23 protein-coding genes are annotated in these 24,248 nt (G+C 63.7%); 5 read left to right on the forward strand and 18 right to left on the reverse strand.

Going from position 1 to position 24,248, the window contains the following annotated elements; all coding sequences use genetic code 11:
- Nucleotides 1-61: 61 nt before the first annotated feature.
- The 3 genes from RHODMAR_RS01710 to RHODMAR_RS01720 form a co-directional block, all read right to left on the reverse strand.
- Nucleotides 62-1,753, reverse strand: coding sequence for a GMC oxidoreductase (locus RHODMAR_RS01710; RefSeq protein ID WP_051047715.1), 1,692 nt, complete (start codon nucleotides 1,751-1,753; stop codon nucleotides 62-64).
- A gap of 95 nt (nucleotides 1,754-1,848) precedes the next feature.
- Entirely contained in the window at nucleotides 1,849-2,400 is a 552-nt protein-coding gene (locus tag RHODMAR_RS01715) for a TetR/AcrR family transcriptional regulator (RefSeq protein WP_042937583.1), read from the reverse strand.
- Between the two features lie 40 nt (nucleotides 2,401-2,440).
- A complete protein-coding gene (locus tag RHODMAR_RS01720) occupies nucleotides 2,441-3,766 on the reverse strand; it encodes an MCE family protein (RefSeq protein WP_008710613.1) in 1,326 nt (441 codons plus the stop codon).
- A gap of 131 nt (nucleotides 3,767-3,897) precedes the next feature.
- On the opposite strand from RHODMAR_RS01720, the gene RHODMAR_RS01725 reads away from it, so the two are divergent.
- On the forward strand, nucleotides 3,898-5,523 hold the full coding sequence (locus tag RHODMAR_RS01725; protein WP_008710615.1) for an FAD-dependent monooxygenase: 1,626 nt from the start codon (nucleotides 3,898-3,900) through the stop codon (nucleotides 5,521-5,523).
- Between the two features lie 36 nt (nucleotides 5,524-5,559).
- On the opposite strand, the gene RHODMAR_RS01730 is transcribed toward RHODMAR_RS01725, so the two are convergent.
- The 5 genes from RHODMAR_RS01730 to RHODMAR_RS01750 are packed head-to-tail and all read right to left on the reverse strand — an operon-like array spanning nucleotide 5,560 to nucleotide 9,271.
- Nucleotides 5,560-6,288: a lysophospholipid acyltransferase family protein gene (locus tag RHODMAR_RS01730; protein ID WP_232433545.1), complete on the reverse strand. Its 729-nt coding sequence runs from the start codon at nucleotides 6,286-6,288 to the stop codon at nucleotides 5,560-5,562.
- Between the two features lie 43 nt (nucleotides 6,289-6,331).
- A complete protein-coding gene (locus tag RHODMAR_RS01735) occupies nucleotides 6,332-6,724 on the reverse strand; it encodes a hypothetical protein (protein WP_008710620.1) in 393 nt (130 codons plus the stop codon).
- A gap of 11 nt (nucleotides 6,725-6,735) precedes the next feature.
- Nucleotides 6,736-7,878, reverse strand: coding sequence for an NAD(P)/FAD-dependent oxidoreductase (locus RHODMAR_RS01740; protein ID WP_008710623.1), 1,143 nt, complete (start codon nucleotides 7,876-7,878; stop codon nucleotides 6,736-6,738).
- Complete coding sequence (locus RHODMAR_RS01745; RefSeq protein ID WP_008710625.1) at nucleotides 7,875-8,072, reverse strand: ferredoxin; 198 nt, start codon at nucleotides 8,070-8,072, stop codon at nucleotides 7,875-7,877. The genes RHODMAR_RS01740 and RHODMAR_RS01745 overlap by 4 nt, the downstream gene beginning before the upstream one ends.
- Nucleotides 8,069-9,271 carry a cytochrome P450 gene (locus RHODMAR_RS01750; protein ID WP_008710627.1) on the reverse strand — a complete coding sequence of 401 codons (1,203 nt, stop codon included), beginning with the start codon at nucleotides 9,269-9,271 and terminating at the stop codon, nucleotides 8,069-8,071. Before RHODMAR_RS01750 ends, RHODMAR_RS01745 begins: the two co-directional genes overlap by 4 nt.
- A 156-nt stretch (nucleotides 9,272-9,427) precedes the next feature.
- Here RHODMAR_RS01750 and RHODMAR_RS01755 point away from each other — a divergent pair, with 156 nt between their 5' ends.
- Nucleotides 9,428-10,114 (forward strand): TetR/AcrR family transcriptional regulator, encoded by a 687-nt coding sequence (locus RHODMAR_RS01755; protein ID WP_008710629.1) that lies wholly within the window; start codon nucleotides 9,428-9,430, stop codon nucleotides 10,112-10,114.
- Nucleotides 10,115-10,218: 104 nt separating this feature from the next.
- Here the strand turns inward: RHODMAR_RS01755 and RHODMAR_RS28085 are convergent, their stop codons facing one another.
- The 4 genes from RHODMAR_RS28085 to RHODMAR_RS01770 form a co-directional block, all read right to left on the reverse strand.
- Nucleotides 10,219-10,362 (reverse strand): hypothetical protein, encoded by a 144-nt coding sequence (locus RHODMAR_RS28085; protein ID WP_157225955.1) that lies wholly within the window; start codon nucleotides 10,360-10,362, stop codon nucleotides 10,219-10,221.
- Between the two features lie 115 nt (nucleotides 10,363-10,477).
- On the reverse strand, nucleotides 10,478-11,299 hold the full coding sequence (locus tag RHODMAR_RS01760) for a GAF and ANTAR domain-containing protein (protein WP_198289380.1): 822 nt from the start codon (nucleotides 11,297-11,299) through the stop codon (nucleotides 10,478-10,480).
- Between the two features lie 226 nt (nucleotides 11,300-11,525).
- Nucleotides 11,526-13,874, reverse strand: a complete 2,349-nt coding sequence (locus tag RHODMAR_RS01765) for a transketolase-like TK C-terminal-containing protein (protein ID WP_008710634.1) — start codon at nucleotides 13,872-13,874, stop codon at nucleotides 11,526-11,528.
- A gap of 49 nt (nucleotides 13,875-13,923) precedes the next feature.
- A complete protein-coding gene (locus RHODMAR_RS01770) occupies nucleotides 13,924-14,709 on the reverse strand; it encodes a TspO/MBR family protein (protein ID WP_008710635.1) in 786 nt (261 codons plus the stop codon).
- Between the two features lie 101 nt (nucleotides 14,710-14,810).
- Between RHODMAR_RS01770 and RHODMAR_RS01775 the strand changes: the two genes are divergently transcribed.
- Nucleotides 14,811-16,001 (forward strand): alpha/beta hydrolase family protein, encoded by a 1,191-nt coding sequence (locus RHODMAR_RS01775; RefSeq protein ID WP_042937594.1) that lies wholly within the window; start codon nucleotides 14,811-14,813, stop codon nucleotides 15,999-16,001.
- Nucleotides 15,995-16,858: an alpha/beta fold hydrolase gene (locus RHODMAR_RS01780; RefSeq protein WP_008710639.1), complete on the forward strand. Its 864-nt coding sequence runs from the start codon at nucleotides 15,995-15,997 to the stop codon at nucleotides 16,856-16,858. The genes RHODMAR_RS01775 and RHODMAR_RS01780 overlap by 7 nt, the downstream gene beginning before the upstream one ends.
- A 49-nt stretch (nucleotides 16,859-16,907) precedes the next feature.
- On the opposite strand, the gene RHODMAR_RS01785 is transcribed toward RHODMAR_RS01780, so the two are convergent.
- The 6 genes from RHODMAR_RS01785 to RHODMAR_RS01810 all read right to left on the reverse strand — a co-directional run bounded on the left by RHODMAR_RS01785 (nucleotide 16,908) and on the right by RHODMAR_RS01810 (nucleotide 23,719).
- On the reverse strand, nucleotides 16,908-18,305 hold the full coding sequence (locus RHODMAR_RS01785; RefSeq protein WP_008710641.1) for an MFS transporter: 1,398 nt from the start codon (nucleotides 18,303-18,305) through the stop codon (nucleotides 16,908-16,910).
- A gap of 159 nt (nucleotides 18,306-18,464) precedes the next feature.
- Nucleotides 18,465-19,121, reverse strand: a complete 657-nt coding sequence (gene eda / locus RHODMAR_RS01790) for a bifunctional 4-hydroxy-2-oxoglutarate aldolase/2-dehydro-3-deoxy-phosphogluconate aldolase (RefSeq protein WP_008710645.1) — start codon at nucleotides 19,119-19,121, stop codon at nucleotides 18,465-18,467.
- Nucleotides 19,118-20,530 carry a mannitol dehydrogenase family protein gene (locus RHODMAR_RS01795; protein ID WP_008710647.1) on the reverse strand — a complete coding sequence of 471 codons (1,413 nt, stop codon included), beginning with the start codon at nucleotides 20,528-20,530 and terminating at the stop codon, nucleotides 19,118-19,120. The genes eda and RHODMAR_RS01795 overlap by 4 nt, the downstream gene beginning before the upstream one ends.
- Nucleotides 20,527-21,462, reverse strand: coding sequence for a sugar kinase (locus RHODMAR_RS01800; RefSeq protein WP_008710649.1), 936 nt, complete (start codon nucleotides 21,460-21,462; stop codon nucleotides 20,527-20,529). Before RHODMAR_RS01800 ends, RHODMAR_RS01795 begins: the two co-directional genes overlap by 4 nt.
- Before the next feature lie 8 nt (nucleotides 21,463-21,470).
- Nucleotides 21,471-22,676 (reverse strand): D-mannonate dehydratase ManD, encoded by a 1,206-nt coding sequence (gene manD / locus RHODMAR_RS01805; protein WP_008710651.1) that lies wholly within the window; start codon nucleotides 22,674-22,676, stop codon nucleotides 21,471-21,473.
- Nucleotides 22,673-23,719 carry an alcohol dehydrogenase catalytic domain-containing protein gene (locus RHODMAR_RS01810; RefSeq protein WP_008710652.1) on the reverse strand — a complete coding sequence of 349 codons (1,047 nt, stop codon included), beginning with the start codon at nucleotides 23,717-23,719 and terminating at the stop codon, nucleotides 22,673-22,675. The genes manD and RHODMAR_RS01810 overlap by 4 nt, the downstream gene beginning before the upstream one ends.
- Nucleotides 23,720-23,836: 117 nt before the next feature.
- Here RHODMAR_RS01810 and RHODMAR_RS01815 point away from each other — a divergent pair.
- Nucleotides 23,837-24,248: GntR family transcriptional regulator (locus RHODMAR_RS01815; protein WP_008710653.1), on the forward strand; the 412-nt coding region annotated here is incomplete at its 3' end.

Raw genomic sequence — 24,248 nt, forward strand, 5'->3', positions numbered from 1 at the left:
TTGCAGGGCTTCTGACGCTGGGCTTCGACCACACCCGTTTCCAGATGAAGCCGCCAGCCTGCTACCGGGCCACCTGGCAGCTACCCGGACCGGACTCACACCGGCAAGCGACGACGAGCTTACGAACAAACCGATCTATAAAGACCCCTGTTCCACTGGACGCACGAAAGCCCGAGGCTAGGTCCTGGGCGACAATGTTGTCCATCGCGCGCTCGGCGAGCGCGGCAATGGTCATGGAGGGATTGCAGGCAGCGGTGTTGCCGGGCATCAGCGCACCGTCGAGAACGTACAGCCCGCGTTGGCCGTGCACCCGGCCGTCGAGATCGCACACCGGACCCATGTTGGCTCCGCCCAACGCATGCCAGGTGGACGGGAACACCGCGTTGGTGTCGGTGAGAGTACTGCCCGAGCCGGCGATGCGACGAACCGTCGGATCGATGGAGCCGTTCTGAATAACGCTGTCCCCGTTGGCCGGCCAGTGCAACTGCGCCTGGTCTCGCGCCGAGTCGTAGGCGAAGTGACCGCGCCCGTCACTGACTCCGTAGCCCACCAGCATGGTGCTGTGGGCGTCGAAACCCATCGGCGGAATCGATGCCTGAATGACGGTGTGCGCAGTTCGCGGGTCGTCCCAGTTCAAGCTGCCGAACACCACCGGACCGCCCTGCGGCGTACCGAATTGCTGCTCGATACTGGACCACACGTAGATGCGATCGGCATTGGTTCCCCAGCCCTGCCCGAGCTCGTCGGGGAGATCAGGAATTGCACCGGTGGCACCGGCGCGGACGAGCAGTTTGGTGGTGTTGAGACTTCCGGCAGCCATGATCAGCGTGCCTGTGGTGAGAATCTTGTTCTCCAACACCGTTCCGTCGGAATCGATTCGGTCGACATGCACGGTCCAGCGACCGTCGGCAGCACGCTCGAGGTGAGTGACATTGTGCTGGGTGGCGACAGTAGCCAGGCCGGTCGCCTCGGCGGCCGCGATGTAGGTGACATCGACAGAATGCTTGCCGCCGTTGTTCACTCCGAAGGCACCGGCACCGTTGGTGTACGACGGCTTCATCACCCCACGCGTCTCGTCGAGGGCGTAATTCCAGTCGATCGGCATCGGGATCTTCGAGACGGGCAGCCCGGCACGACGCGCATTGTCGGCGAACACCCGCGCCGCTTGATAATTGGGGGTATCGATCAACTCGTCGGGGGCCTGCTCGAGCTGCAGCATTCGTGCCACGCGCGGGTAGTGCACGCGATTCAAGGTAGGCCAGTCGAGGCCCGACGGGAAGTACTCCTCGAACACCGGCTGCGACGGCTGCAGCGTCATTCCCTGGTAAACAAGGGATCCGCCACCGACACCTGCGGCGCACAGCGCCGTCATGTTCTCGCCGGGAACCGCCTCGAGCAGGCCGACGTACGGATCGAACGGGACCGGCCGGCCGAACAGGTTGGGGCTGGAGCCGTACCACAGCATGCGCTTGTCCGGTGCCGTCGCATTGGGGAACGTGTCGGCATTCGGGCCTGTGGGCCAACGTCTTCCGCGTTCGAGCACCAGAACGGGCACACCGGCCTGCGCGAAACGCAGCGCCGCGACGCCGCCGCCGAAGCCCGATCCGATGATCACCACACGATGGTCCTCGCGGGTGAGCGGAATCTGCGTCCGGCGACCGGTGGCGGCTCGGGCCACACCGGTGCCCGATACCGCAGCCAGCCCGGCCACTGCCGTGGCACCCAGAAATGATCGGCGATTCAGATTCGACATGCTCTCCCCCACTGTTGCGGACAGCGCACATCGAGACTCGGGTCACATGTACGCGCGATGCAAAACTAGACAGAGCGAGGCAGAAGTGTCAAGTTTCAGCCGAATGGCAGGACCGGCACCAGCCAGCGACGGAGGTAATCCCGCAAACCGTCGTCGTCGTGAATCCGAGGGTCGACGAACAGAATCACCGACAGCCCCGTCCGCACGAGAATGGCTTCGATCCCGTCGAACTGCCTCGAGTCGAAACCGGGATTGCGCTCGACGTATCCGTCGAGGAACTGCCGCACCACGGGCTCGGCTCGATCCATCACATCCGGAGCGAACAGGGGGTTCGCGTTACACGAGCGCAGCAGCGAATTCAGAACAGGCTCTCGATGAACAAGATTGCGGGCGGCCACAATTGTCTCCACGACGAACTCGGCGGGAGTCTCGGCCCGGTCGGCCTTCTCCCTGATTCCGCCGATGACATCGACGACCAGTCCCACCATCGCCTCGGACATCATGTCCTCGCGCGTGGTGAAGATCGAGTACACCGTCTGCCGCGTGACGCCCGCAGCACGGGCCACCGCCGCGATGGTGACATCCTCGAAGCCGGCCTCGGCAATCAGCCCCAGCGTCGCGTCGAGGATCTTCTGCTTCGAACGCATGGTCCGAGTATGACTGCCCACGGGCGGTACGACGCTCCGTCTAACGAAGCTCTACTTGATTCCCTCTCATGGCAGGCGCGCCGAGCGCAGTCGTCCAGGACGGGATGTCTTCCGGAGCGACTCCACCTCGATTGGCGTAGACCACAGCGAGAGTGCTGCGCTCGAAATCGGAGCCGGCATACGAAGCGGGTGTCGCGGGGAACGGCCGGTTGTCGGTGGTGGTTGCGTCGTCACCCTGCGGCCCGGGGTTGCGTGAGGGCACCTGGTACGCGCCGTCGTTGAAGGAGCCGCCGGAATATTGTGGAGTGTTCTCCCCCGGCGGGGCGCTAGGGAGGCACCTCGGCGGTCGGTCGTCGAGGAATCGTGGTTCATCTTGGTTCGGTAGAAATCGCCCCTTGGTGTTGATGAACTCGGCTGTTCCTTGGATGCCGGGAAACTCGTTTTCGGTGTCGAGCACTTCCGGGATCTGGGGCACGACGGCGACGATCTGGTCCAGGAAACATTTGACAGTCGGGGTGTACTGGTCCAGGGTCTCGAGCAAATACCGGGAATCGTCGGCCAAACTGATGATGTCGTTCGAGTTTGCAGCCACGAAGTCCGCGGTGGTCGTGGCACTCGAGGTCAACGATGCAATCAGAGTGTCCACTGCGGGCCGACGTTCCACCACGGTGTTCCCCGTGACTCGAAAGTTGTCCAACGCGTCGACCAACGACGGGAGAGCGTCGGAGTACGTGTCTGCCAGGTCCGCAACGCCGCGGATATCTTCTTGCAACGCGGGCATCTCTGCGTTCACCTGCGAGAAAATATTTTCGAGGCGGTCGATCGTCGTGCCGATGCGCTCGCCTCGACCGGAGAGACCCTGCGCCAGAGCACCGAGCGTGTTCGCCAGGTCCTGCGGAGGTATCGCCTGGAGCAGTGGGGCCAGCCCGTCGAGTAGCTCTCCCACCTCGATCGCGTTACCGCTGAGGTCCTGCATGAGCACGGACCCGTCGACTATCGGCTGCACCGGGCCTTCAGGAACCATCAATGCGACGTAGCGCTCGCCGAACAAAGTCTTCGGTAGCAGCCGGGCGGTGGCATCTCGAGAAATATACGAGGCGTACGAGGGCATGATTTTCAGGTGCGCAACTACGGGACCATCACGCACCGAGGTGGAGTCGACATGCCCCACCATGACCCCGCGGACCTTCACGTCCGCGCGGAGCGGTAGCGCGTTACCGGCGGAATCCAGAACCACATCGACATCCACTGCGGCGTCGAACGTTCCTTCGTACCTGGTGACGCTCCACCCGATGAACAGCGCCAGCGCCAGGAAGAACGCAAGACCCAGTGGAACCGTGGTCGACCGACGCCGCGACTCGATCATGACCGGCAGTAGCGAACTGAGTGATTCATGCCATACTCCTTTGCATTGACGGTATCGTCACGCATGGCGGCATCGTCAGTCAAGTCCCCTCAGCTCGGAGCGTCACGCTCTTCACTACTTCGAGGAAGCACATGAACATCAGCAATGCCCCAACTCCCGACCCGATCGACGTGGACGTCGTCATCATCGGACTCGGTCCCACCGGTGCCACTGCCGCCAATCTGCTCGGGCAGCGCGGCATCCGGACTGTCGTGGTGGAGCGCGATACCTCCATCTACCCGCGCCAACGCGCTATCGCATCCGACGAAGATGCGCATCGGGTGTGGCAGGGACTCGGCCTGTTCGACGAGATGCTGGCCACGATGTCGTCGGATGTCCGAGTGCACTTCAAGAACGGTGACCGCACGTTTCTGTCGATGACGTCCTCGCAGAGTCACGGGCAGGGCGTTCCCGGAATGTGCTACTACCACCAGCCCGAGCTCGAACGAGTACTACGGCAAGGTATCGAGCGTTTCCCGACTGTCACCCTGATGCCCGGATACGACGCGGTGGACTTGGCGCAGGACGCGGACTCGGTGACCGTGACGCTTCGCCACGTCGACGGTGAACCGGACCGCAAGATCACCGGCCGCTACCTGATCGCGTGCGACGGCGGTTCGAGTTCGATCCGCAAACTCCTCGGTATTGCGTTGCCCGGCAAGCACATCGAAGAACCCTGGTTCGACATCCAGCTGCGCGCATGGTACGACCTGCCCGTCGACGCTCCGCTGGACTTCACCTTCATTTCCGATCCACGCCGACCGGGCGTCGACTGCCCCTGCCCGATGGGTTATCACCGCGTCGAGTTTCGGGTCAACAAGGGCGAGACCGTCGAGCAGCTGCAAACCGAAGAGGGCCTACGCGGCCTGCTGGCCGAACGCGGAATCGACTACGACAAGGTCGAGATCTACCGAAGCTGGGGATACACCTTCCACATTCGCCAAGCCGAACAATGGCGGAAGGGACGAGCGTTCCTCGCAGGCGACGCCGCGCACATCATGCCGCCGTTCGCCGGGCAGGGCGTCTCGTCCGGGGTCCGCGATGTCGCGAACCTGTGCTGGAAGCTCGACGCGGTACTCAACGCCGGCGCCGATCCGAGCCTGCTGGACACCTACGAACCCGAGCGCCGACCGAACGTGGAACAGCTGACCGCATTCTCACTGCGCATCGGAAAGCTGGTGATGCTGGGTAACCCCACTGCAGTTCGATTGCGCGACGGCCTGATTCACGCCGCTACGCGGCTACCCGGCCTCGGCCGGGTCATCAAGAACAACGGACTCAAGCCCCGCTACGAACTCGGCACGAAGGGAGGATTCTTCGGTCTCGGCGCCAGCGTACGAAGCCCCCGAGGGACGTTCATCCGCCAGCCCTGGCTCGTGGGATCCGATCTTGCGCACGTCAGGCTCGATACCGTGTTGAACAACCGGTGGACCTGGATAGGCTTCCCCGGCGCCCCGATCCCCCGAGCCCTCGCCGAGGCCGGCGTGGCCGAGGTGAAGCTCGAATACTCCTCTGCCATAGCCACTCACCGCGTCGCAACAGGGCACTACGTGGACAGCGAGGGTGACGTAGAACGGCAGATGCGTAAATCGCGCGCACAGGGCTTCCTCGTCCGACCGGACAAGTTCATCTACTGCAGCGATCGCGAACTCTCGTCCGCCGACCACACCCGAGTGGCGTCCATGATCGGGATGACGCCCGTCGCCAGTATCGCGTAGCGCGGACACACGTGATCGGGTGATCACCAGAGGCGATCACCCGATCACGGGCCGACGGCCCTTCGTCAGTTCGTCCAACTCGGCTTGCATCGCCGAATGGACTCGCTGCGCGAACTCCTCCGCCGTCTCGTCGGAGTTCGGCCACATGGGAGCCAGCACCGAAGTATCGAGCTTGGTGGGGAGCGGCAGATACGGAAGTATTCCCACCAGACCGAGATTGACGCCCCAGGGAATGGACAGCGACAGCGGCAGCGTCTTCAACCGCAATGCCCGGTCCAGCCGCAGAGTTTTGGCCAATCGCTTCCCGCTCGAGAGCACGAGCAGTGACTCCCCGGCACCGGCCGTGACAACGGGTACCACCGGCACCCCTGCCTCCATGGCCAGGCGGGCATATCCGGTACGCCCACCGAACACGATGTCGTTGCGATGCCGCCAGGATTTGAGCGCATCGACATCACCGCCCGGGAACACCAGTACGTTGTGCCCCTCTCGGAACGCATCGAGAGCGGTCCGACGACCGGCAGGGCGGGCACCGAACGGCTCGACCAACTTCTCGGCGTGCAGAGTCCACGCAATCTGATGCGTCAGCGTGATCAGTTCCCTGTCGAGACCGAGCTCGTCGTAGGCTGCCGCGAACGCGAACACGTTCAAATCGATGACTCCGCCGAATCCGTGATTGGCGACGAAGAGTACCGGAGTATCCGGAACCGGTTGGGCCACCAAAATTTCCAGCCGGTTGTAGAGACGAACGGCGTTGATGCTCACAGCTCGGAGGGCGCGCGCGATATTGTCCACTGTGCGCGAGCCCCTACCGATCCAGTTGCAACTCTGCCAGCACGCCCGCGATCACGAATCCACCGGCAATGGCGCAACCCGCCACCCTCGTTTTCTGCGGAAGATGAGAGGTCATCGCAAACGCAGCGGTATCCCACACATCGACGGCCACCCCGGCGCGAAGCAGAGTGCGCACCGCTTTCGGTGCGTACTTCGTTGCCGCATACAGCCCGCCGCCAATGTAGATCTCGCGAATTCCGAAGGTGCGGGCGGCAGCTCGAGTGGTCGCCACGGCAGCATCGGATCCGGCGAGCAGTTCGTTGGCCCGGGTGGGTGCGATCATGTGGGCGATGCCGATCGCGGCGCGGGCCAGCCCGACGGCCTCGGGGAGCCGACGAGAGAAGTTGGACGAAAAGCTCAGTGCCATGGAGAGTTTCCTTACGTCGTGGGGACGGCGCGCTCGCGCGCCAACCGTCGGAGTAGACCGACGGGCTTCTTGATACCGAAAGCAACGATGGTGATACGGCCATCCTCGTGACTCCACTGCAACAGTGCGGACCCGTCCTCGACGGAACCCTCGAGAACGGTCGGGTCTCCCTGAAGCGGGAGGGGACCGACGACCTTGATCGACAGTCCCAGGATCTCCGTCCAGAAATAGTCGTCGGCGGGCGCGCAGGTCGGCTCGAGACCGAGTGCAGACGCCGCGGCCACCTTGCCCTGCGCGACGGCATTCGACCAGAACGGGGCCCGGCTGGACGTCCCGCGTGAATAGGCGACGTCCCCGGCAGCGAACACCTCGGGAACCGTTGTTGCACAATGCTCGTCGATACCGACACCGTGACCGTCGGCGATTCCGGTGCCGTCGAGCCAACTCGTCTCGGGAACATCGCCGGCGCAGGTGACAACAAGATCTGCGGTGAGAACGCGATCTGCCACCTCGATGCCGACCACGGGGTCACCGGTCAGCGAGACCGGCTTGTCAGCCTTGACGAACTCGACCGACGCGGACGCGGCTCGCGCCAGGATCGCGTCGGACAAGAAGGGGCCGAGGAGCCGCTTCAGCGGCGGGTCCACGTCCACGACAGTGACCGCGATACCGCGACTGGCACAGGCACTGGCGATTTCCATGCCGAGGAAGCCTGCTCCGACGATCACTGCAGTTCGTGCCTCGTCCAGTTTCGAGCGCAAGGCACGGACGTCGGCGAACGTCCGCAGCACAGTCTCACCGGCTCGATCAGGACCGGCGATGCGCCGCGCGGATGCCCCGGTCGCCACGATCAGGGCATCGTAGGGGACGTCGGTGCCGTCGACGGTGGTGACGATGCGTCGACCGGTATCCACGGTCGTGGCGCGATCGACGATCGAGGTGATGTCGAGATCCGACAGATCCCACGTCTGCGCCTCGGCCGCCTCGCCTTTGAGGACATGCTTCGACAGCGGCGGTTTGGCGTAACACCCGTCGGCGTCGGCACCGATCATGGTGAGCGGGCCGTCGTGCCCGCGGGCACGCACCTCACGAGCGGCGGTGCAGCCCGCGATGGAGTCTCCGACGATGACGATCCGGTGGCCCTGAGAACTCACCCCTGTGCCTTCAGGGCAGCGACCGGACACACCCCGACTGCAGATCGCGCCGAAGCCGCCAGATCGTCGGGGATCTCCTGACCGTCGAATGCATGGTGCAGTTCGCCCTCGTCGTCCAAGCTGAACACCTTCGGGGCTTGCTCGGCGCAGATTCCATGGCCTTCGCATCGTTCCCAGTCGACGTCGATCTTCATTGCTGTGTCCCTTCTGTAGCTACCAATTTCAACGGCAAACTCTCGTATCGGTGAATTACGTTGTTGACGGCCCGTATCGGCGTGCCCGAGGGGACGAACCGTTCGACTCGTCGGGCCAGCACCCGAAGCATCGTCTGCGCTTCGAGTCGAGCAAGGCCCTGACCCGCACACCCGTGTACGCCGGATCCGAAGCCGAGCTGGCGAGCCGCGTCTCGGGTGATGTCGAAGGCATCGGGGTTGTCCCATTCCCGCTCGTCTCGGTTCGCCGACGCGTAGATCACCAGCACCCGTGCACCTTTCGGGATTCGCGAACCGTCGATCTCGACATCGCGAACCGCACGGCGGGAGAACGCCCTGATGGGCGACTCGTACCGGACGACCTCGTTGACGGCATTGGCGATCAGATCAGGGTTCTGCCTGATTGCCTGCCACTGCTCGGGGTGCCGGGCGAACAGATCGAGCGCACCGGAGATCGCTCCGATGGTGGTGTCGAGTGACGGGCCGAGGTAATCGATCATCAACGCCGGGCACGCGGACTTGTCGATCTTGTTTTCGTCGGCAGCTTTGAGCACGTCATCGCCCATACTTCCGGGAATCACCGATCGCTGCCGCACCACGCGCCTGGAGAAGGCGAGCATCTCACCAGCGGCCTTCGCTGCGGTGGCAGAGTGCCGATTGACCGGCCCGAGAGAATCGAATGTGGCTCCTGCCCAACGAAGAAGGTCCTCGCGTCCATCCTCGGGCCATCCCACGAGGTCGGGCACGATGGACATGGGCAACGCCGTTGCGAGGTCGTCCACACCGTCGACGAACTGCTTGCTCAGCGCTGCATCGACGATGCTTTCCGCCTTCTCCTCCACCGCCGCCGTCATCTTCCGTACGGCCTTCGGCGTCAAACGATGGGCCAGCACCGAACGCTTGGTTGCGTGCTCGTCGCCGTCGCTGTTCAAGGTCGTGCCTCGTCCGAGCTTGTTGGCAATCGGATTGAGCGCGACTCCGTCACCCGAGATGAACGTCTCGTCGTCGAGCAGCACTGCCTTGCAATCGGCATACCGCGAGACGGCGAACACCTGCGGACGCGGGAGCCACACCACCGGACCCAGTGCCCGTATCCGCGCGTAGTGGGGGTACGGATCCAGAATCGCATCGGTGGAGTAGATGTCGGTGCGGTAGTGCGGGATCGAAACTGTCGTTGTCATCAATTCCTCGATGCAGCCATGGAAGGTGCGGCGTTCGCCGATCAATGACGATATCGTCACCCATGAGAGCACCGGCAGTCAAGCAGATTGACGAAATCGTCATATCTGCCGTTGGTTAGGATGACCTCGTAAGTAACCATCGAATAGGAGCAGACCGTGACGGAAGGCAGCCGTGTAGACCGCCGGAAGGCACGCACCAGGGCCGCACTTGTCCGGTCCGCGCAAGGATTCCTGGCACAAGGTAAGACCAACGCAGCTGTCCTCGACATCACGCAGGCGGCCGACGTCAGCAACGGATCGTTCTACAACTACTTCGAGAGCAAAGAAGAACTGTGGCAGGCGGCCATCGACTCGGCGCTCGAATCCGTCGGTGACTACCTCGACTCGCTCACTGTCGATCTGAGCGATCCGGTCGAGAAGTTCACCCAGTCCTTCCGGCTGTCCGGACGCCTCTTTCTGCTCGAACCGGACCTCAGTCGCGTCCTGCTCAATTCCGAGGCCGCCGCCTTCGCCGCCGCCGGAGGCCTGGCACCACGCTCACGCCGCGACATCGAAGCGGCGGCTGCCCACGGCCGGTTCGATGTGGACGACCTCGATGCCGCGCTCGCAATAGTGGCGGGATCGCTGCTGTCCATGGGCCGACTGCTACTCGCGCAGCCCGAGCGCGACGGGAACGCCACCGTGGACGGCGTCACCGAACGAGTACTCCGAGCTCTCGGAATCTCGGCCGACGAGGCCCACGAGTTGTGCAGCCGTGAACTTCCGAAGTCCTACGACGTCGATGTGCACGCAGCCGTCGATCCGCCGGACGAGGGGACGAACATCAGTCGTCTGCAGCTCTGAGAGCGGCGCTGAGCGCTTCTTGCGCTGTCACGTCCGCCTCGACAGCACCACGCAACTCGGTGTCGTCGAGTTCGACGATCAAGGGGATATCGGAATCGGCACCGTCAGGCCCGACGGTGCCGCGAATGGGCCTGAGCAGGCACCGCGATCGGCGACGCCTGGGCGATGGATTCGGTGTGCCGATCCCCGCCGTTGGGGTCGACCTCGAGAGATTTCAGCAGTTCGTCGTGAATAGGTGTGTCGGTCATGTGACTCGACCTTCTCGACCCTCGATCGTGCGGGTCGGTTCGGTTTCACTGAAACATCATTGGCGCGGACGACAGCGTGAGCACGACCCTACGCCGTCCTGCACCTGCAGTCTTCTCACCGATTCTCACGCACGTAGTCCATGGCCGAGGCCACGACCCGCGCGGCCAATACCGACACCCGGATGTTCTCGCGTTGCGACTGCTCCGAGAGAGCAGCGAACGCGGCCTCGGGGGAAATACCTCGCACCGCGATCAAAATGCCTTTCGCCTGCTCGATCGTTGCGCGCGTTCGCATCGCCACACGCAGCCCGGCGGTCTCCTTCTTCGCTTCTTCCGTGTGCCGTGAGTTCCACACCGCAGCTTCCGCCGCGGTGACGAACATCGTGACCAGAACCTCGTCGATGTCGCTGAAGCCGTCTCCGTCGAAGCTGTAGATATTCAGAGATCCGGCATGGCCGGAGTCGACGGCAAGCGGAGCAGACAGATAGCTGTTCACCCCGACACCGGCGACGGCGGATGCGAACTTCGGCCAGCGGGCTGCGACCTCCTCGACCCGGACACAGACGATGCGGTTGGTTCGAGCAGCTTCGAGGCAGGGTCCTTCGTCCGCGGCATACTGATCGGCGTCGATGTCCACTACGCGCGCGTCCGAGTACGCCGCCGTAGGAGGATTCGCCGAATCGTGATGTTGCAGAGTTACTCCCGCCATATCGGCATCGGGGATGGCGGCAACGACTTGCTCGCACAGACCCTGCAGCACGGTCTCGAACCGACTGTGCTCGAGCAGAATCCCGCGGAACACATCGAGCGCCTCGAAAGTGTCCTCGGCGAAATAGCGTTCTGCCGCACGAGAACGAGGCCGTGCCGACAGAGCAGACAGGATCTCTCCATCGAAATCGTCTGCAGCCCTGGCGTCGACGATATCGTCAGGATTCAACCTATACGAGTTTCGGTCGGTCATTCGAGTCGAGTCCCAGATGGTGCAGCCAATACACCTGTTGTCGTGCGCGAGACCTGCGAACGGTGATGACCTTCACCGAATAATTCAACCGTACGCCCGGTGTCAAACCGGAAGGTACCCATCGGTCGGTTGCCGGTCGAGATGCCCTTTCGTACGAATAGTCCGGATTCCCTCGAGGTGCCGGGGCGGGGTTGACCCCCAGTCAGTGACCAGTGACGTCCAGTGCCGCACCGACGATGGAATCGGTGTCGATGTGATGGTGCTCGTACACCTCGTCCAACGATCCGACCTGACCGAAGTTACTGACACCCAACGACGTCGATGCCACACGATTGACCGTCGCGAGGAACGCGAGGGTGTGCGGATGGCCATCGAGCACCGTCACCATCGGCGTCGCCCGATCCGCCGGAAGCAGTTGCTCGAGGATCCACGATTCGGCGTCGCCGTGCCCCTGCCGCGCCTGAACAGCGCGGTAGAGCTGACCGGGACCGGTGATACACAGAACGTCGGCGATGACTCCGATCTGTTCCAAACGTTCTGCGGCATCGAGCGCTTCGGTCACGACAGCACCCATGGCCGCGATGGTGACGACGGCACCGTCTCGGCGAACGAGGGGATAGCCGCCCGCGACCACCTGGCGTCGCCTGCGCTCGCGCGCGGCGGGATCACCGGGGACGTCGGCCAGCGTCTGATCGACCGGACGGGTCGACAATCTCAGGTATGCGGACGTGCCGTCGGGGCGACCCAACTTGGCGATACTCGCGAGCAGTGTCCATTCGACGTCGATAGCGAAGGCGGGTTCGTACGAGATGCATCCCGGCTGCTCCAGACCGATCGACGGCGTCTTGATCGATTGGTGCGCACCACCTTCCGCCGCCAGGGTCACACCGGACGGAGTGCCGACGAGGATGGACTGGCCGCCGGCATAGATGCCGTACGACCACGGTTCGAGGGCGCGTTCGACGAACGGGTCGTACATCACCCCTATCGGGAACAACGGCTCACCCCACCGACTCCATGTCGCACCCAGCTCGCCCATCAGACCGACCAGATTGGTCTCTGCGATACCGAGTTCGATGTGTTGACCGGTGGGCCCCTCACGCCAGTGCATGATCGTCTCGGCGTCGTCGTCGAACCAATCGCGCCGCTCCGAGGACGACCAGACGCCGACCTTGTTGACCCAACCACCGAGATTGGTGGTCGAGCTGACGTCGGGACTGATCGTGACCACGCGGCGTGCCGCGTCGGGGGCCTCTCGGGTCAGGTCGATCAGCGTGCGTCCGAGCGCTGCCTGCGTCGTTGCTGTGCCCTTCGGAGTGCGGCCGATGTCGGTGGGAACTGTGGGTGGTGTCGCGAGGGACACCGGCTCACGGCGCAGACGCTCGGCAGCGTCGGCACACAACCGGCCGGCCGCACTGGCATCGTCGAATCGGACCCACGGCGATCCGACGTCCGCGCCGAGACTGTCTGCGAGAGTGGCATATTCATCAGCCGTCAACAGTGAGGAGTGATTCTGCGGATGCCCCTGAGTGGGGAGCCCGAAGCCCTTGACCGTGTAGGCGATGATCACTGTCGGCCGCGTGTCGTCGATTTGGGAGTACGCCTCGCGCATCGCATCCAGATCATGACCACCGAGGTTTCGGATGGACTCCGTCAGCACGACGTCATCGAGGTCGGCGATGAGCTCGGCAATCGCGTCGGCATCGGAACCATTGCCGGGCAGACGATCACGCAACTCGGACGCCGCACAACGCAGCAGCCGTTGGTACTCGGGATTGGGCATGTCCAGAATGCGTCGACGCAATGCGTCGCCCCCGTTGCGTGCGAACAGATTCTCGAGCAGCCGGCCGAATCTGACCGTGACGACCTGCCAGCCTGCTGCGTCGAACATTTTCTCCAGACGACCCGCGGCGATGTTCGGCACCACTCGATCGAGCGACTGACGATTGAGGTCGACGATCCAGACGATTTCGCCCAGCTCACCGATGCCGGTGTCGACGACGGCCTCCCACACGGCTCCCTCGTCCAACTCGGCGTCTCCGACGAGTGAGTACTGCCGTCCCTGGAACGGGCGCGTCGTGCTGGATGCGCCACCGAAGGCCGCGTCGACGAAACGTCGCGACATCGCACCCCAAATAGGTGCGGTCGCACCGATACCCACCGACCCCGTCGAGTAGTCGACCGGGTCGGGATCCTTGGCACGTGATGGATAGGACTGCAGGCCGCCGTACGAGCGCAGTGTCGTCAGGTACTTCTCGTCCAGCTCACCGAGAAGATAGTTGATGGCATGCAGCACCGGCGATCCGTGCGGCTTGACCGACACCCTGTCTGCGGCAGTCAATTGCTCGAACCACAGCGACGTCATGATCGTCACCATCGACGCGCACGACGCCTGGTGCCCGCCGACCTTCAGACCGGTCGTGTTGGGACGAATTCGGTTGGCGTGATGAATCATCGATGTCGACAGCCACAGCACCCGCTCGGAGATGTCGTGGAGAGGTTCGCGTTCGTTCGCGAGTGACCGATCGGTGCTCGAGCTGATGTTGGTCATGACGGGGACTCCTGACATTGGCGAGGCGTCGAGCTTCTTCGCGTCCTGATCAATACTTCGCGAGCCCCGGTCGAGACATCTGGATTGCAGAGTCCGTATGCGTGCCGCGAATTCTGATCGCCACGGTCGATACGGCGACCACCAGGGCTGCGATGACGGCGGCGTATCCGACTGTGTCGTTGGTCAGCTCACCGGTGAGTCGGCCCTGCGCCAGCCATCCCAGCCCCCACACGATCGCCAGCATCGGGGCGATCGCGCCGTGGGAGTACTGGGCCAGAAATACCCCCACTGCAGCTGCGACGGCGAGCACGACAATCGCCCACAGCGTCGCGCCACTGGTGATTCCGAGGTTCACCAACCATGCGGAGATGTTCGCGATGGTGGCTACGCACACCCATCCCAGATAGAGGCCCATGGTGCCGTCGGTGATCACCGCGTCGGCGATGCCCTCCGGTCGGTGTTGCTGCATCAGCACGAACACGCGGACGAGAACCGCCAACAGTGCCACGATGACAATGACACTCAGCCACACCTGGCCCAGCTGGATCGCCAGAATCCAGGCCGGATTGAGCAGCATCGACGCGACGATCGGTGCACGCAACGCGTCGTGACGTGCAGTTCGACCGGGGAGGAACTGCCAGACGGCATAGACGATGAGCCCGGTGTAGATCACCGACCAGATCGAGAATGCCGGGCCGGCGGGAGCCACCAGCGTGGAGGTTGCACTCAGAGCCCCGCCCGCCGCCTCGGCGATGGGTGTCCCGATCCACGCACCCGACCCCAGAAACGACACCACCACTGCCACGACCGCACTGACAACCACCACGATTTTCATAACCGGACATATCCCCGAATGGCGTCCGGTGCAAACCCTGCTGCCGACCGCTCGTAGTGCGGTTCTGGTAGACACGCGTTGTGCACACCTACGCTCGCTCGATGTCTGCTGCCGCCGTCTGCTGCCTCGCGGTGGCCGTGACTGCGGGGTGCAGTTCCACACCCGAGTCCGAGCCCACTCCTGCGCCCACCGAAACCACGGCTGCACCGGCCCCGCAATACGACCTGACGGGTATATCCGGCACCGTTCTCGCCTCCGAGGACTTCGGTGACCGATCGACCGAGCTGGCCGCGACCGGTGCCACGCTGTACCGCTTCGTCTACGAGTCGACGTCGGGTGTCGACAACTCGCCCACCGCGGTATCCGGTGTGGCCGCCGTTCCTCCTGGTGCGGCGCCCGAGGGCGGTTGGCCGATCGTCGTATACGGGCACGGCACCACCGGAGTCCAGGCCGACTGCGGGCCCACCCTCTATCCCGATCTTCTCGGCTATCAGTTCGCCATCGAGGATTTCACCGAACTCGGCTACGTGACGGTGCTGCCCGATTACCAGGGATTGGGCACCGGCGGCGGTACCCACCCATATCTGGAACCGCGCACCTCCGGCAACAACATGATCGACGCGGCCCGCGCAGCACACAACGCGCTGCCCGACACGTCCACGCGCTGGGCCGCTGTCGGCCTCTCACAGGGTGGCCAAGCGGCGTGGGCTGCAAACGAACTCGCTGCGTCCTACGGCCAGGGCTTGGACCTGGTGGCCTCGGTATCGCTGTCGCCGCCCACCGACCTGACGCCCCTCGTTCGGTCCGCCGAGGACGGAACGCTGACCAGGCCACAGAAGGAACTACTACCGTTTCTGCTGTATGGCGCCGAGCAGGTGGATCCCGCGATCGATCCGAAGGACTACAGCGGAACCGTCGCCGAGGCCAACAACGACCTTCTGCTCACCTGCCAGGGCGGTGACACGGACGGCAAGGAGCGCGCAGTCCAGGCAATGGCACCCGACGAGTTCGCCGCCGACTCGGCCGAATCCGAGCAGAAGCTGCTCGACCTGATCGGACGCTACACACTCCCGCAGGTGCGGACCGATGTGCCGATGTTCGTGGCCTACGGCGCGAAGGACGACGTGGTGCTTCCGCAATGGACTGCCGACGGAGTCGCCAGAGCGTGCGCCCTGGGTGATCCGATCGTCGCGCAGGAGCAGCCCGAACAAGGCCACGACGTGAGCGACAAGTCAGCCATGGAATTCCTGGCCGCCGTGTTCGCCGGCCAGTCGGTGCCCAGCACATGCTGACGGGCGGCTCCGCTCCGGAACGAATCACCGAATACACCCATGACGGTTTGATGTTCGACGTTCTCGACCAGGGACCTCTGGACGGCCCGGTCGTGTTGCTGCTGCACGGTTTTCCCGAACGAGCATCGTCGTGGTCCGCGGTGACGGCAATCCTGAACGACGCCGGATTCCGCACTGTTGCACCGGATCAGCGCGGCTACTCGCCACGGGCCCGGCCGAGGCGGCGTCGCGACTACCGCGTCGGCGCACTGACGGGCGATATCGTCGCCTTGATCGATGCCATCGGCAGGCCGGTCCATCTGGTCGGACACGACTGGGGAGCGATGATCGCCTGGGTCACCGCGGGCCGACGTCCCGACCTGGTGTCGACACTGACGGCGTTCTCGGTTCCGCATCCCGGCGCATTCATGACCGCGATGCTCAGCTCGAAGCAGATTCTGCATTCCTGGTACTTCGCGTTCTTCCAACTGCCGATACTGCCCGAGAGGTGGATGACACGACCCGGGCAGAGAGCCGAAAAGTGGTACGAGAAGAGCGGAATGACCGCATCGGACCTGGAAAATACGAAGACGGGCATCGTCGACTACGGTGCACTGCCCTTCGCGGTCACCTGGTATCGAGGAATGCCCTTCTCGAACTCTGGTATCGGACGACTCCGCATCACCGTGCCGACGGCGATGGTGTGGAGTGACGGTGACACCTTCATCGGCCGTTCAGCTATCGAGCGGACGCAGCAGTACGTCGATTCGGCGTACACATTGACAGTGTTACCTGATGTCTCGCACTGGATTCCGACGCAGGCACCCGATGCGGCCGCCTCTGCCATCCTGGCCAACGCCGAACTCGCAGTTACGTAGACATTCGAGACCGATTCGTCTGCATAACTGCGAGCTCGAGGTGAAACACTCAGGCCGCGTCGTTGAGTCTGACGAGATCGCGACCCTGGGTCTCCGGTGCCAGGTACGCCGACACCAGTGTGATCGCGGAGTAGATCACCAGCATCACTGCGATGGGCCACCAACTTCCGGTCCACGCGGTGAGGCTGGCTGCCAGTAGCGGCCCGATCGCTGTGGCCAGAATGCCACCGATTTCCTTCGACAGCGCCAGCTGTGTGAAACGGGTGCGCGCACCGAACAGCTCTGCCATCGTGACGCTTTCGAGTGAGAAGAGCCCCAGCACACCGAGGTTGAGAGCCAGCACCATCGCGACGACGAGGGCTACGGTGTTGCCGCTGGTGACCATCAGCATCAGCGGGAACGCCAGGATCATCGTCAGCGCACTGAGCACCATGTACATCGGCCGACGCCCGAACCGGTCGCCCAAAATGCCGATGATCGGAATGGTGGCGAATCCGATGAGTGAGCCATAGACGATCGCACTGGTGGCGATGGAACGATCGATCAGCAGAGTCGACGCGATGTAGCCCACCAGGAACGTCTGAATCAGGCCGGAGTTGCCGGCCTGACCGAAGCGCAGACCCAGCGCGATGAAGAATGCACGCCCCTTCTTCTGCTTGAGACCGGACTCGAGCACGCTGACCTTCAGTTCCTCGTCGGTCTTGTCGATCTCGTCGTGCGACAGAGCGACACCGTCGACCACATCCGCGCGCTCCTCGAAGACCGGGCTCTCCCTGAGGTTCGAGCGCAACCACACCGCGAAGAGCATCAGGAAGAAGCTGGCGAGGAACGGTATACGCCAGCCCCAGCTGAGCAACTGATCTTCGGACAGCACAGCGAGCAGCAAGGCCCAGATGGCAGATGCAGCAAGGGTTCCGGAGTTGGTGCCCAGCGAGACGAGCGACGCGATGAGGCCACGACGCTTGTCCGGTGCGTACTCCACCAACATGACTGTGGCACCGGCAATTTCGGCTCCGGCACCGAATCCCTGAATCAACCGGAGGGCAACGAGCAGGATCGGGGCCATGATGCCGATCGCGTCGTATGTCGGCAATGCTCCGATGAGGGTGGTGGAGGCCCCCATCATTGCAATGGTGATGAAGAGGACCTTCTTACGGCCGATTCGATCGCCCATCCGGCCGAAGTAGATGGCACCGGCCAGACGCGCGACGTAGCCGACGCCGTACGTAGCCATGGCGGCGATCAATCCGATTGCCGGACTGACGTCGGGGAAGAAGATGCGATTGAAGACGATCGCAGCGGCCAGCGAATACAGCTGGAAGTCCATGAACTCCATTGCCGTACCCAGCCAACCGGACATCGCTGCCTTGGTGAGGTCTTTGGTGCTGCGAGTCGGGACAGCGGTGTTCCCGCGATCGTCCGTCGATTCATTGGTGTCTTGTGACATCCGAAGCTCCGTTGCTGATGATGATCGATGAGTTCATGATGCGAGTGCGCTGCGGGTCCACGTGAGACCTGTACCTCATCGAGACTGAGTGGTGGCGCTCGCCACACTGATATACAAGCACTGTTATACCAATACGTCAATGGTCCTTCGCGGACCGAATCAGGTGGACAGCGCACACGCAGAACGAGCCAGGTCCTCGATCGCAGCCCAGTCCCCCGCCTGCACCAGTGACCGCGGCGTGAGCCAACTACCACCGACACACACCACGTTCGGCAGCGCCAGATAGTCGACGGCATTCACAGGAGTGATTCCGCCGGTCGGGCAGAACGTCAAGTGCGGCAGCGGACCCGCCAGCGCACCCAGTGCCGCTGCACCGCCCGACGACTCGGCCGGAAAGAACTTCATCTCGGTCGATCCGCCCTCGGTGACCGTCATTGCTTCGGTCGCCGTCGACACTCCGGCCAGCAGCGGAACCGGGAGCGTGCGCACCGCGTCGAGCAAGCCCTTCGGCGACCCGGGCGAGACCAGAAACCTCGAGCCCGCGTCCACCGATCTCAGTGCATCCTCGCGGGTCAACACCGTTCCCGCTCCGATGACGATTTCGGGAACGTCTGCAGCAATCGCCGCGATGGCACCGAGAGCAGCCTCCGACCTCAACGTCATCTCGATGACGCCGATACCGCCTGCATACAGTGCGCGCGCCAGCGGAACCGCATCCTCGACCCGATCGATGACGACAACCGGAATCACCGGACTCATGTGTAGTACATCGCGAGCGGTGAGGTTTTCGACAGAAGTAGCGGGTTCGGAGGTCATATCAGCACTCGTTTCCACTCGCTCAGCGAGTTCGTCCGGAGAAAATCGGTCCACGCGACCACCTGCGCGCCGAACAGTGAAGTGGCCCCGAGGTCGGGCCCGAAGATGGACTCGACAGCGAGCAGGTCCGCAGCCGATCCGGCACGACCCAACTGCGCGGACAACGGATCGTCCAGCGTGCGTCCGGCTTTCGTCTCGCCGAGCACGAAAGAACACCAGGCCGCAACGGCGAGAGCGAGCATGTCCGTGGAATCACCGGCGGCCGTTGCATCACGCACGGTTCCGAGTAGCCGTGGACCGAGCTTCTGCGATCCGTCCATCGCTACCTGCCGGGTGGTGTGTCTGAGCGCCGGGTTGGCGAATCGCTCACGAACCTCGTCGCCGTATCCGACGGAGTCCATACCGCCGCTCACAGTCGATGCGACGTCGCGGAGAACGATGATCCGGCAGATCTCGTCGAGCACCGGATCACGGACCGCTTCGGCGATGGTTGCGTGCCCACGAAGGATTCCGAGGTACGCCAGCACCGAGTGGGTGGCGTTGAGCACGCGCAGCTTCATCGTCTCCCAGGGCTCCACGTCCTCTACGAACTGCACTCCCACCCGTTCCCAGGACGGACGCGGACCTGCGAAATCGTCCTCGATCACCCACTGCCGAAACGGCTCGCACACCACCAGGGCGTCGTCGCGCAGGCCCGTTCTTCGCTCGTTCTCCGCCCTGTCGTCGTCAGTGGTAGCGGGCACGATTCGATCGACCATGCTGCTGGGGAACGTGACTCGACGCGTGATCCACTCGGCCAGGCCGTCGTCGCGGCCGCATGCATCGACGAAGGCATGGACCAGTTCGGACAGAATTCGACCGTTCGACGGCAGGTTGTCGCAACACAACACCGTGAGCGGCGCATCGCCTGCCATGCGCCGAGCCAATCCCGCCACCAACTGCCCGGCCACGGTACGCGGCGGCCTACCGCTCAGATCTGCCACGATCTCCGGGTCGTCCAGACGCAGTCGGCCCGAAGCAGGGTCGAGTCGGTACCCCTTCTCGGTGACAGTCAGAGTGACTATGTGAACCGCTGGGTCGGCGATGGCCTCGACAACCGCGTCGGGGTCCGCGGCTGCGTTCCGTACGTCGAGCACCGAGCCGACGACGGTGGCCATGGTCTGCTCGGTCCCCTTCTGCACCAGGGTGAACAACCCGTCCTGCGGGGCGAGCTGCTCCACCACGGTATTGCTACGTTGGGTGAAACCAGTGATGCCCCAATTCATCTCGCCGGTCAGCAAGGCGGCCTCGTAGGTGAAGGCCGCCTGATGTGCCCGGTGGAATGCACCGACGCCCAGATGAACGATTCCGCTCGAGGTAGGACGGACGACGGCGGCGGTCGCGTCGGACAACCGGCTCGGGGCGATCACGTCGCCACTCGCTCACGGTGGCGACGAATCTCGGCGAGCGGCGCGATGAGGCCCGTACCGCCGCGCCCTCCGACACTCAGTGATGCGGCAGCCGCAGCCAGGGCAGCAGCCTGGCGAAGATCGTCGCCGAGAGCAAGGCGCGCCGTCAGGGTGCCGGCGAACACGTCACCGGCACCGGTCTGATCGATCACCGCGAGGGCGGGAATCACCGGCTGATGAAACGTTCCCTCGTGGGTGAAGATGCTCGACCCTTGCGAACCCTGCGTGACCACCGCAGAGCGCGCACCCCAGCCCATCAGGGAAGCCGCAGCAGTCGCGGGATCGCCGGTGCCCAACAGCAATTCGATCTCGGTCGGCGCCGACGGAACGATCACCTCGCAGTAAGGGGCAATGCCCTGCAGGAAATCGCGGGCCTGCTCGGCAGTGGTCAACCTGGGGCGAAAGTTGGGGTCGTAGACGAATCGACCCGAGCGCTGCGCCACGTGCAGCATCGTCCGGGCAACCGTCGGCGACAGTGCGACCGCGATTCCGCCGCCCAATACAGCACCCGCTTGCTCGATCACTTTTTCGGGCAGGTCTGCCACATCCAGCTGACTTCCCACCGAACCGGCTCGGGCATAGGAAAACTGGCGATTGCCCTCCGGGTCGATGTGCAGGAAGTAGACGCCCTGCTGACCGGGTACTCGTCGAATGTAGGTGTCATCGATGCCGAGTTCACGAATTCGGCGGCACACGGCGTCGCCGAGCTCGTCATCGGACACCCGCGCGATCAGCGCTACCGACGCACCCGCAGCAGCGGCCGCGGCTCCTGCGTTGACGACATCACCCGACACTCCGAGCACAGCCCCGACGCCGTGTCGGAAGGCTTCGGTGGTCGACACCTCGACAAGCGGCTCGCCGAGCAGCACTAGATCGAATTGAGTTGTGGTCATGTGGCACTTCACCAATCGTGCATACTGCCGTCGAGACGGCGATTGACGGGCAGATACTTGGGGTTGTACGGGTACTTCGCGGCAGCCTCTTCGTTCACCTCGACGCCGATGCCCGGCGCATTACCCGGATGCATGAAGCCGTCGGTGAACGTGTAGCTCGTCTGGAACACATCACCCGTCGGGTCGACGTGACCCATGTACTCCTGCACGCCGAAGTTGGGAATCGACAGATCGACATGCAGCGCAGCAGCGAGTGAAACAGGTGAGAGATCGCCCGCACCATGGGATCCCGATCGAACGCCGTACAGATCGGCCAGCGAGAAAATTTTGCGTAGATGGGTGATACCGCCGGCGTGCGAGACGGACGCACGGATGTAGTCGATCCATCGGTTGGTGATCAGATCCTGGCAATCCCAGATCGAGTTGAAGATCTCGCCGACAGCGATGGGGGTGGTGGTGTGCTGACGAATGACGGCGAAGGCGCTCTGATCCTCGGCCGGGGTGGGATCTTCGATCCAGAACATGCGCATCTCTTCGAGGTCGCGCCCGAGACGGCCGGCTTCGATCGGACTCAGACGGTGATGCACGTCGTGCAGCAGGTGAAACCCGAATCCGTGCCGTTCGCGTACCGCTCCGAGCATCTGCGGTGCGAATCGCATGTAGGGTGCGGTGTCCCACGAATCTTCCTGCGGCGCAGCTCCCGACGCAGGCTCGTAGAAGCCGTCGACCGGAATACCGTAGGTCTTGTTCAAACCGGGTATCGCGGACTGCGCTCGAATTGCTTTGTAGCCCTTGTCGAGATGAGCCTCGACGTCATCGAGCATTTCTTCCACACTGGCGCCGCTCGCATGGCCGTAGACCATGATCCCGTCCCGTGCGGCACCGCCGAGGAGCTGGTAGACCGGCATATCGGCAGCCTTGCCCTTGATGTCCCACAGGGCGACGTCGACAGCCGCGATGGCCGTCATCGTCACCGGGCCGCGGCGCCAGTACGCGCCCTTGTACAGGTACTGCCAGATATCTTCGATCCGATGTGGATCGCGTCCGATCAACAGCGGCGCAATGTGGTCCTTCAGATACGACTCGACCGCGAGTTCGCGTCCGTTGAGCGTCGCGTCACCCCACCCGACGATGCCCTCGTCGGTGGTGATCTTGAGCGTCACGTAATTACGGCCCGGAGCCGTCACGATGACGGTGGCATCGATGATTTTCATTGCGGTCCTTGCGAAGTGGTGTCGATGACGATCTTGAGCTGGGTGGGGTCGGTGAGCGCCGCCTCGAGCGCTGCGGCAGATTCGGCCAACGGGTACGTCGAGGTGACGAGTGCAGCGAGGTTCACTCGCCCCGATCCGGCGAGAGCGATCGCATCTGCGAATGCCGATGGGCCGTAACGGAAGCATCCGCGGATGTCGAGTTCCCAGCGCTGCACTGCGCCGATCGGGAACTCGGCTACCGCGCGTCCCGGTACGCCGACGAGCGCCAGGATACCTGCCGGGCCGAGCGAGCGTGCTGCGTCGGCGATGGCTCCGGGATGGCCCGAGCAGTCGAATGCGATGTCGAAAGCGGCCTCGGGCAGTGCGTCTTCGCCCGAGCGCAACGTCGTGGTGGCACCCAGTGCTGCCGCGACCTCGAGGCGCGCGGGGGCAACGTCGGTGATCGTCGTCTCCGATGCGCCCAAGGCGATGACAGTCTGCAAGACCAACAGGCCGATGGGCCCGGCACCGGTGATCGCGATGCGCTTGCCCAACACGGGGCCGACCCTGGCGGCGGCCCACGCCGCGACCGCCAACGGCTCGATCAGGGCCGCGACGCCGTCTTCGATCGAATCCGGGAGCCGGTGCGCGAATTCGGCTGCGAGAACCACAGATCCACGCAGTAGACCGTGGTTCGGTGGTGATCCGAAGCAGACGACGCTGGGGCAGACGTTGTAGTGACCGCTCAGAGTCAGTGGTGTGCTGCCGTTCGGAATCGCGGGTTCGATGGCGACTCGCTGGCCGATGCGATCCTGGGCCACACCCTTGCCGACCTCGGTGATGACCCCGAATCCCTCGTGCCCCAAGACGGTGGGCTGCGTCAGAGAGTTGGAGCCGTTGCGGCCGTCTGCGTAGTAGTGCAGGTCGGAGCCACACAGGCTCACGCCGTGTATCTCTACCCTGACCTGGCCGTCGCCGACCTGCATTCGGTCGATGCGCTCGATCCTCAGGTCACGTGGGCCGTGCAGAACGGCTGCCTCGTCGTTGCCGCTGATCACTGCCATCGCTGTAATGCCTCCACCGTCGCCTTAAATATCAGTACTACCATACTAGTGATGCAGAGCACTTCGTCAAGGGATCGGCGCTGTGAGTCACCCGGTACGCCACGTTAGTCTTGACCGGTGAGCACACAGAGCAGCAGGAAAGTCACCGCACGGGAGCGGGCGTACCGAGAGTTGCGTCTACGCATCGTGTCCTTGACGCTGCCCCCGGGTAGCCCGCTGTCGGAGAACGAACTTGCCGAGCATCTGTCCGTGAGCCGCACACCCGTCCGCGAGAGCTTGATCCTGTTGGCCGAAGAGGGCCTGGTTCAGGTCTTTCCACAACTCGGCACATTCGTCTCACGCGTCGATACCGATCGGGTTGCCGACGCCCAATTCGTCCGGGAGGCAATCGAAACCGCGTCGCTCAGCGATGCGGTCGCGTCTCGCTCGGATGACGATCTTGCCGCGTTGCGGGCCAACCTCACAGCGCAGGCCGAGCCCGGTATCGACATGGATCAGTTCTTCGAGCTGGACGAGCAATTCCACCAAC

Source organism: Rhodococcus sp. AW25M09 (assembly GCF_000333955.1).
Classification (GTDB): Bacteria; Actinomycetota; Actinomycetes; order Mycobacteriales; family Mycobacteriaceae; genus Rhodococcoides.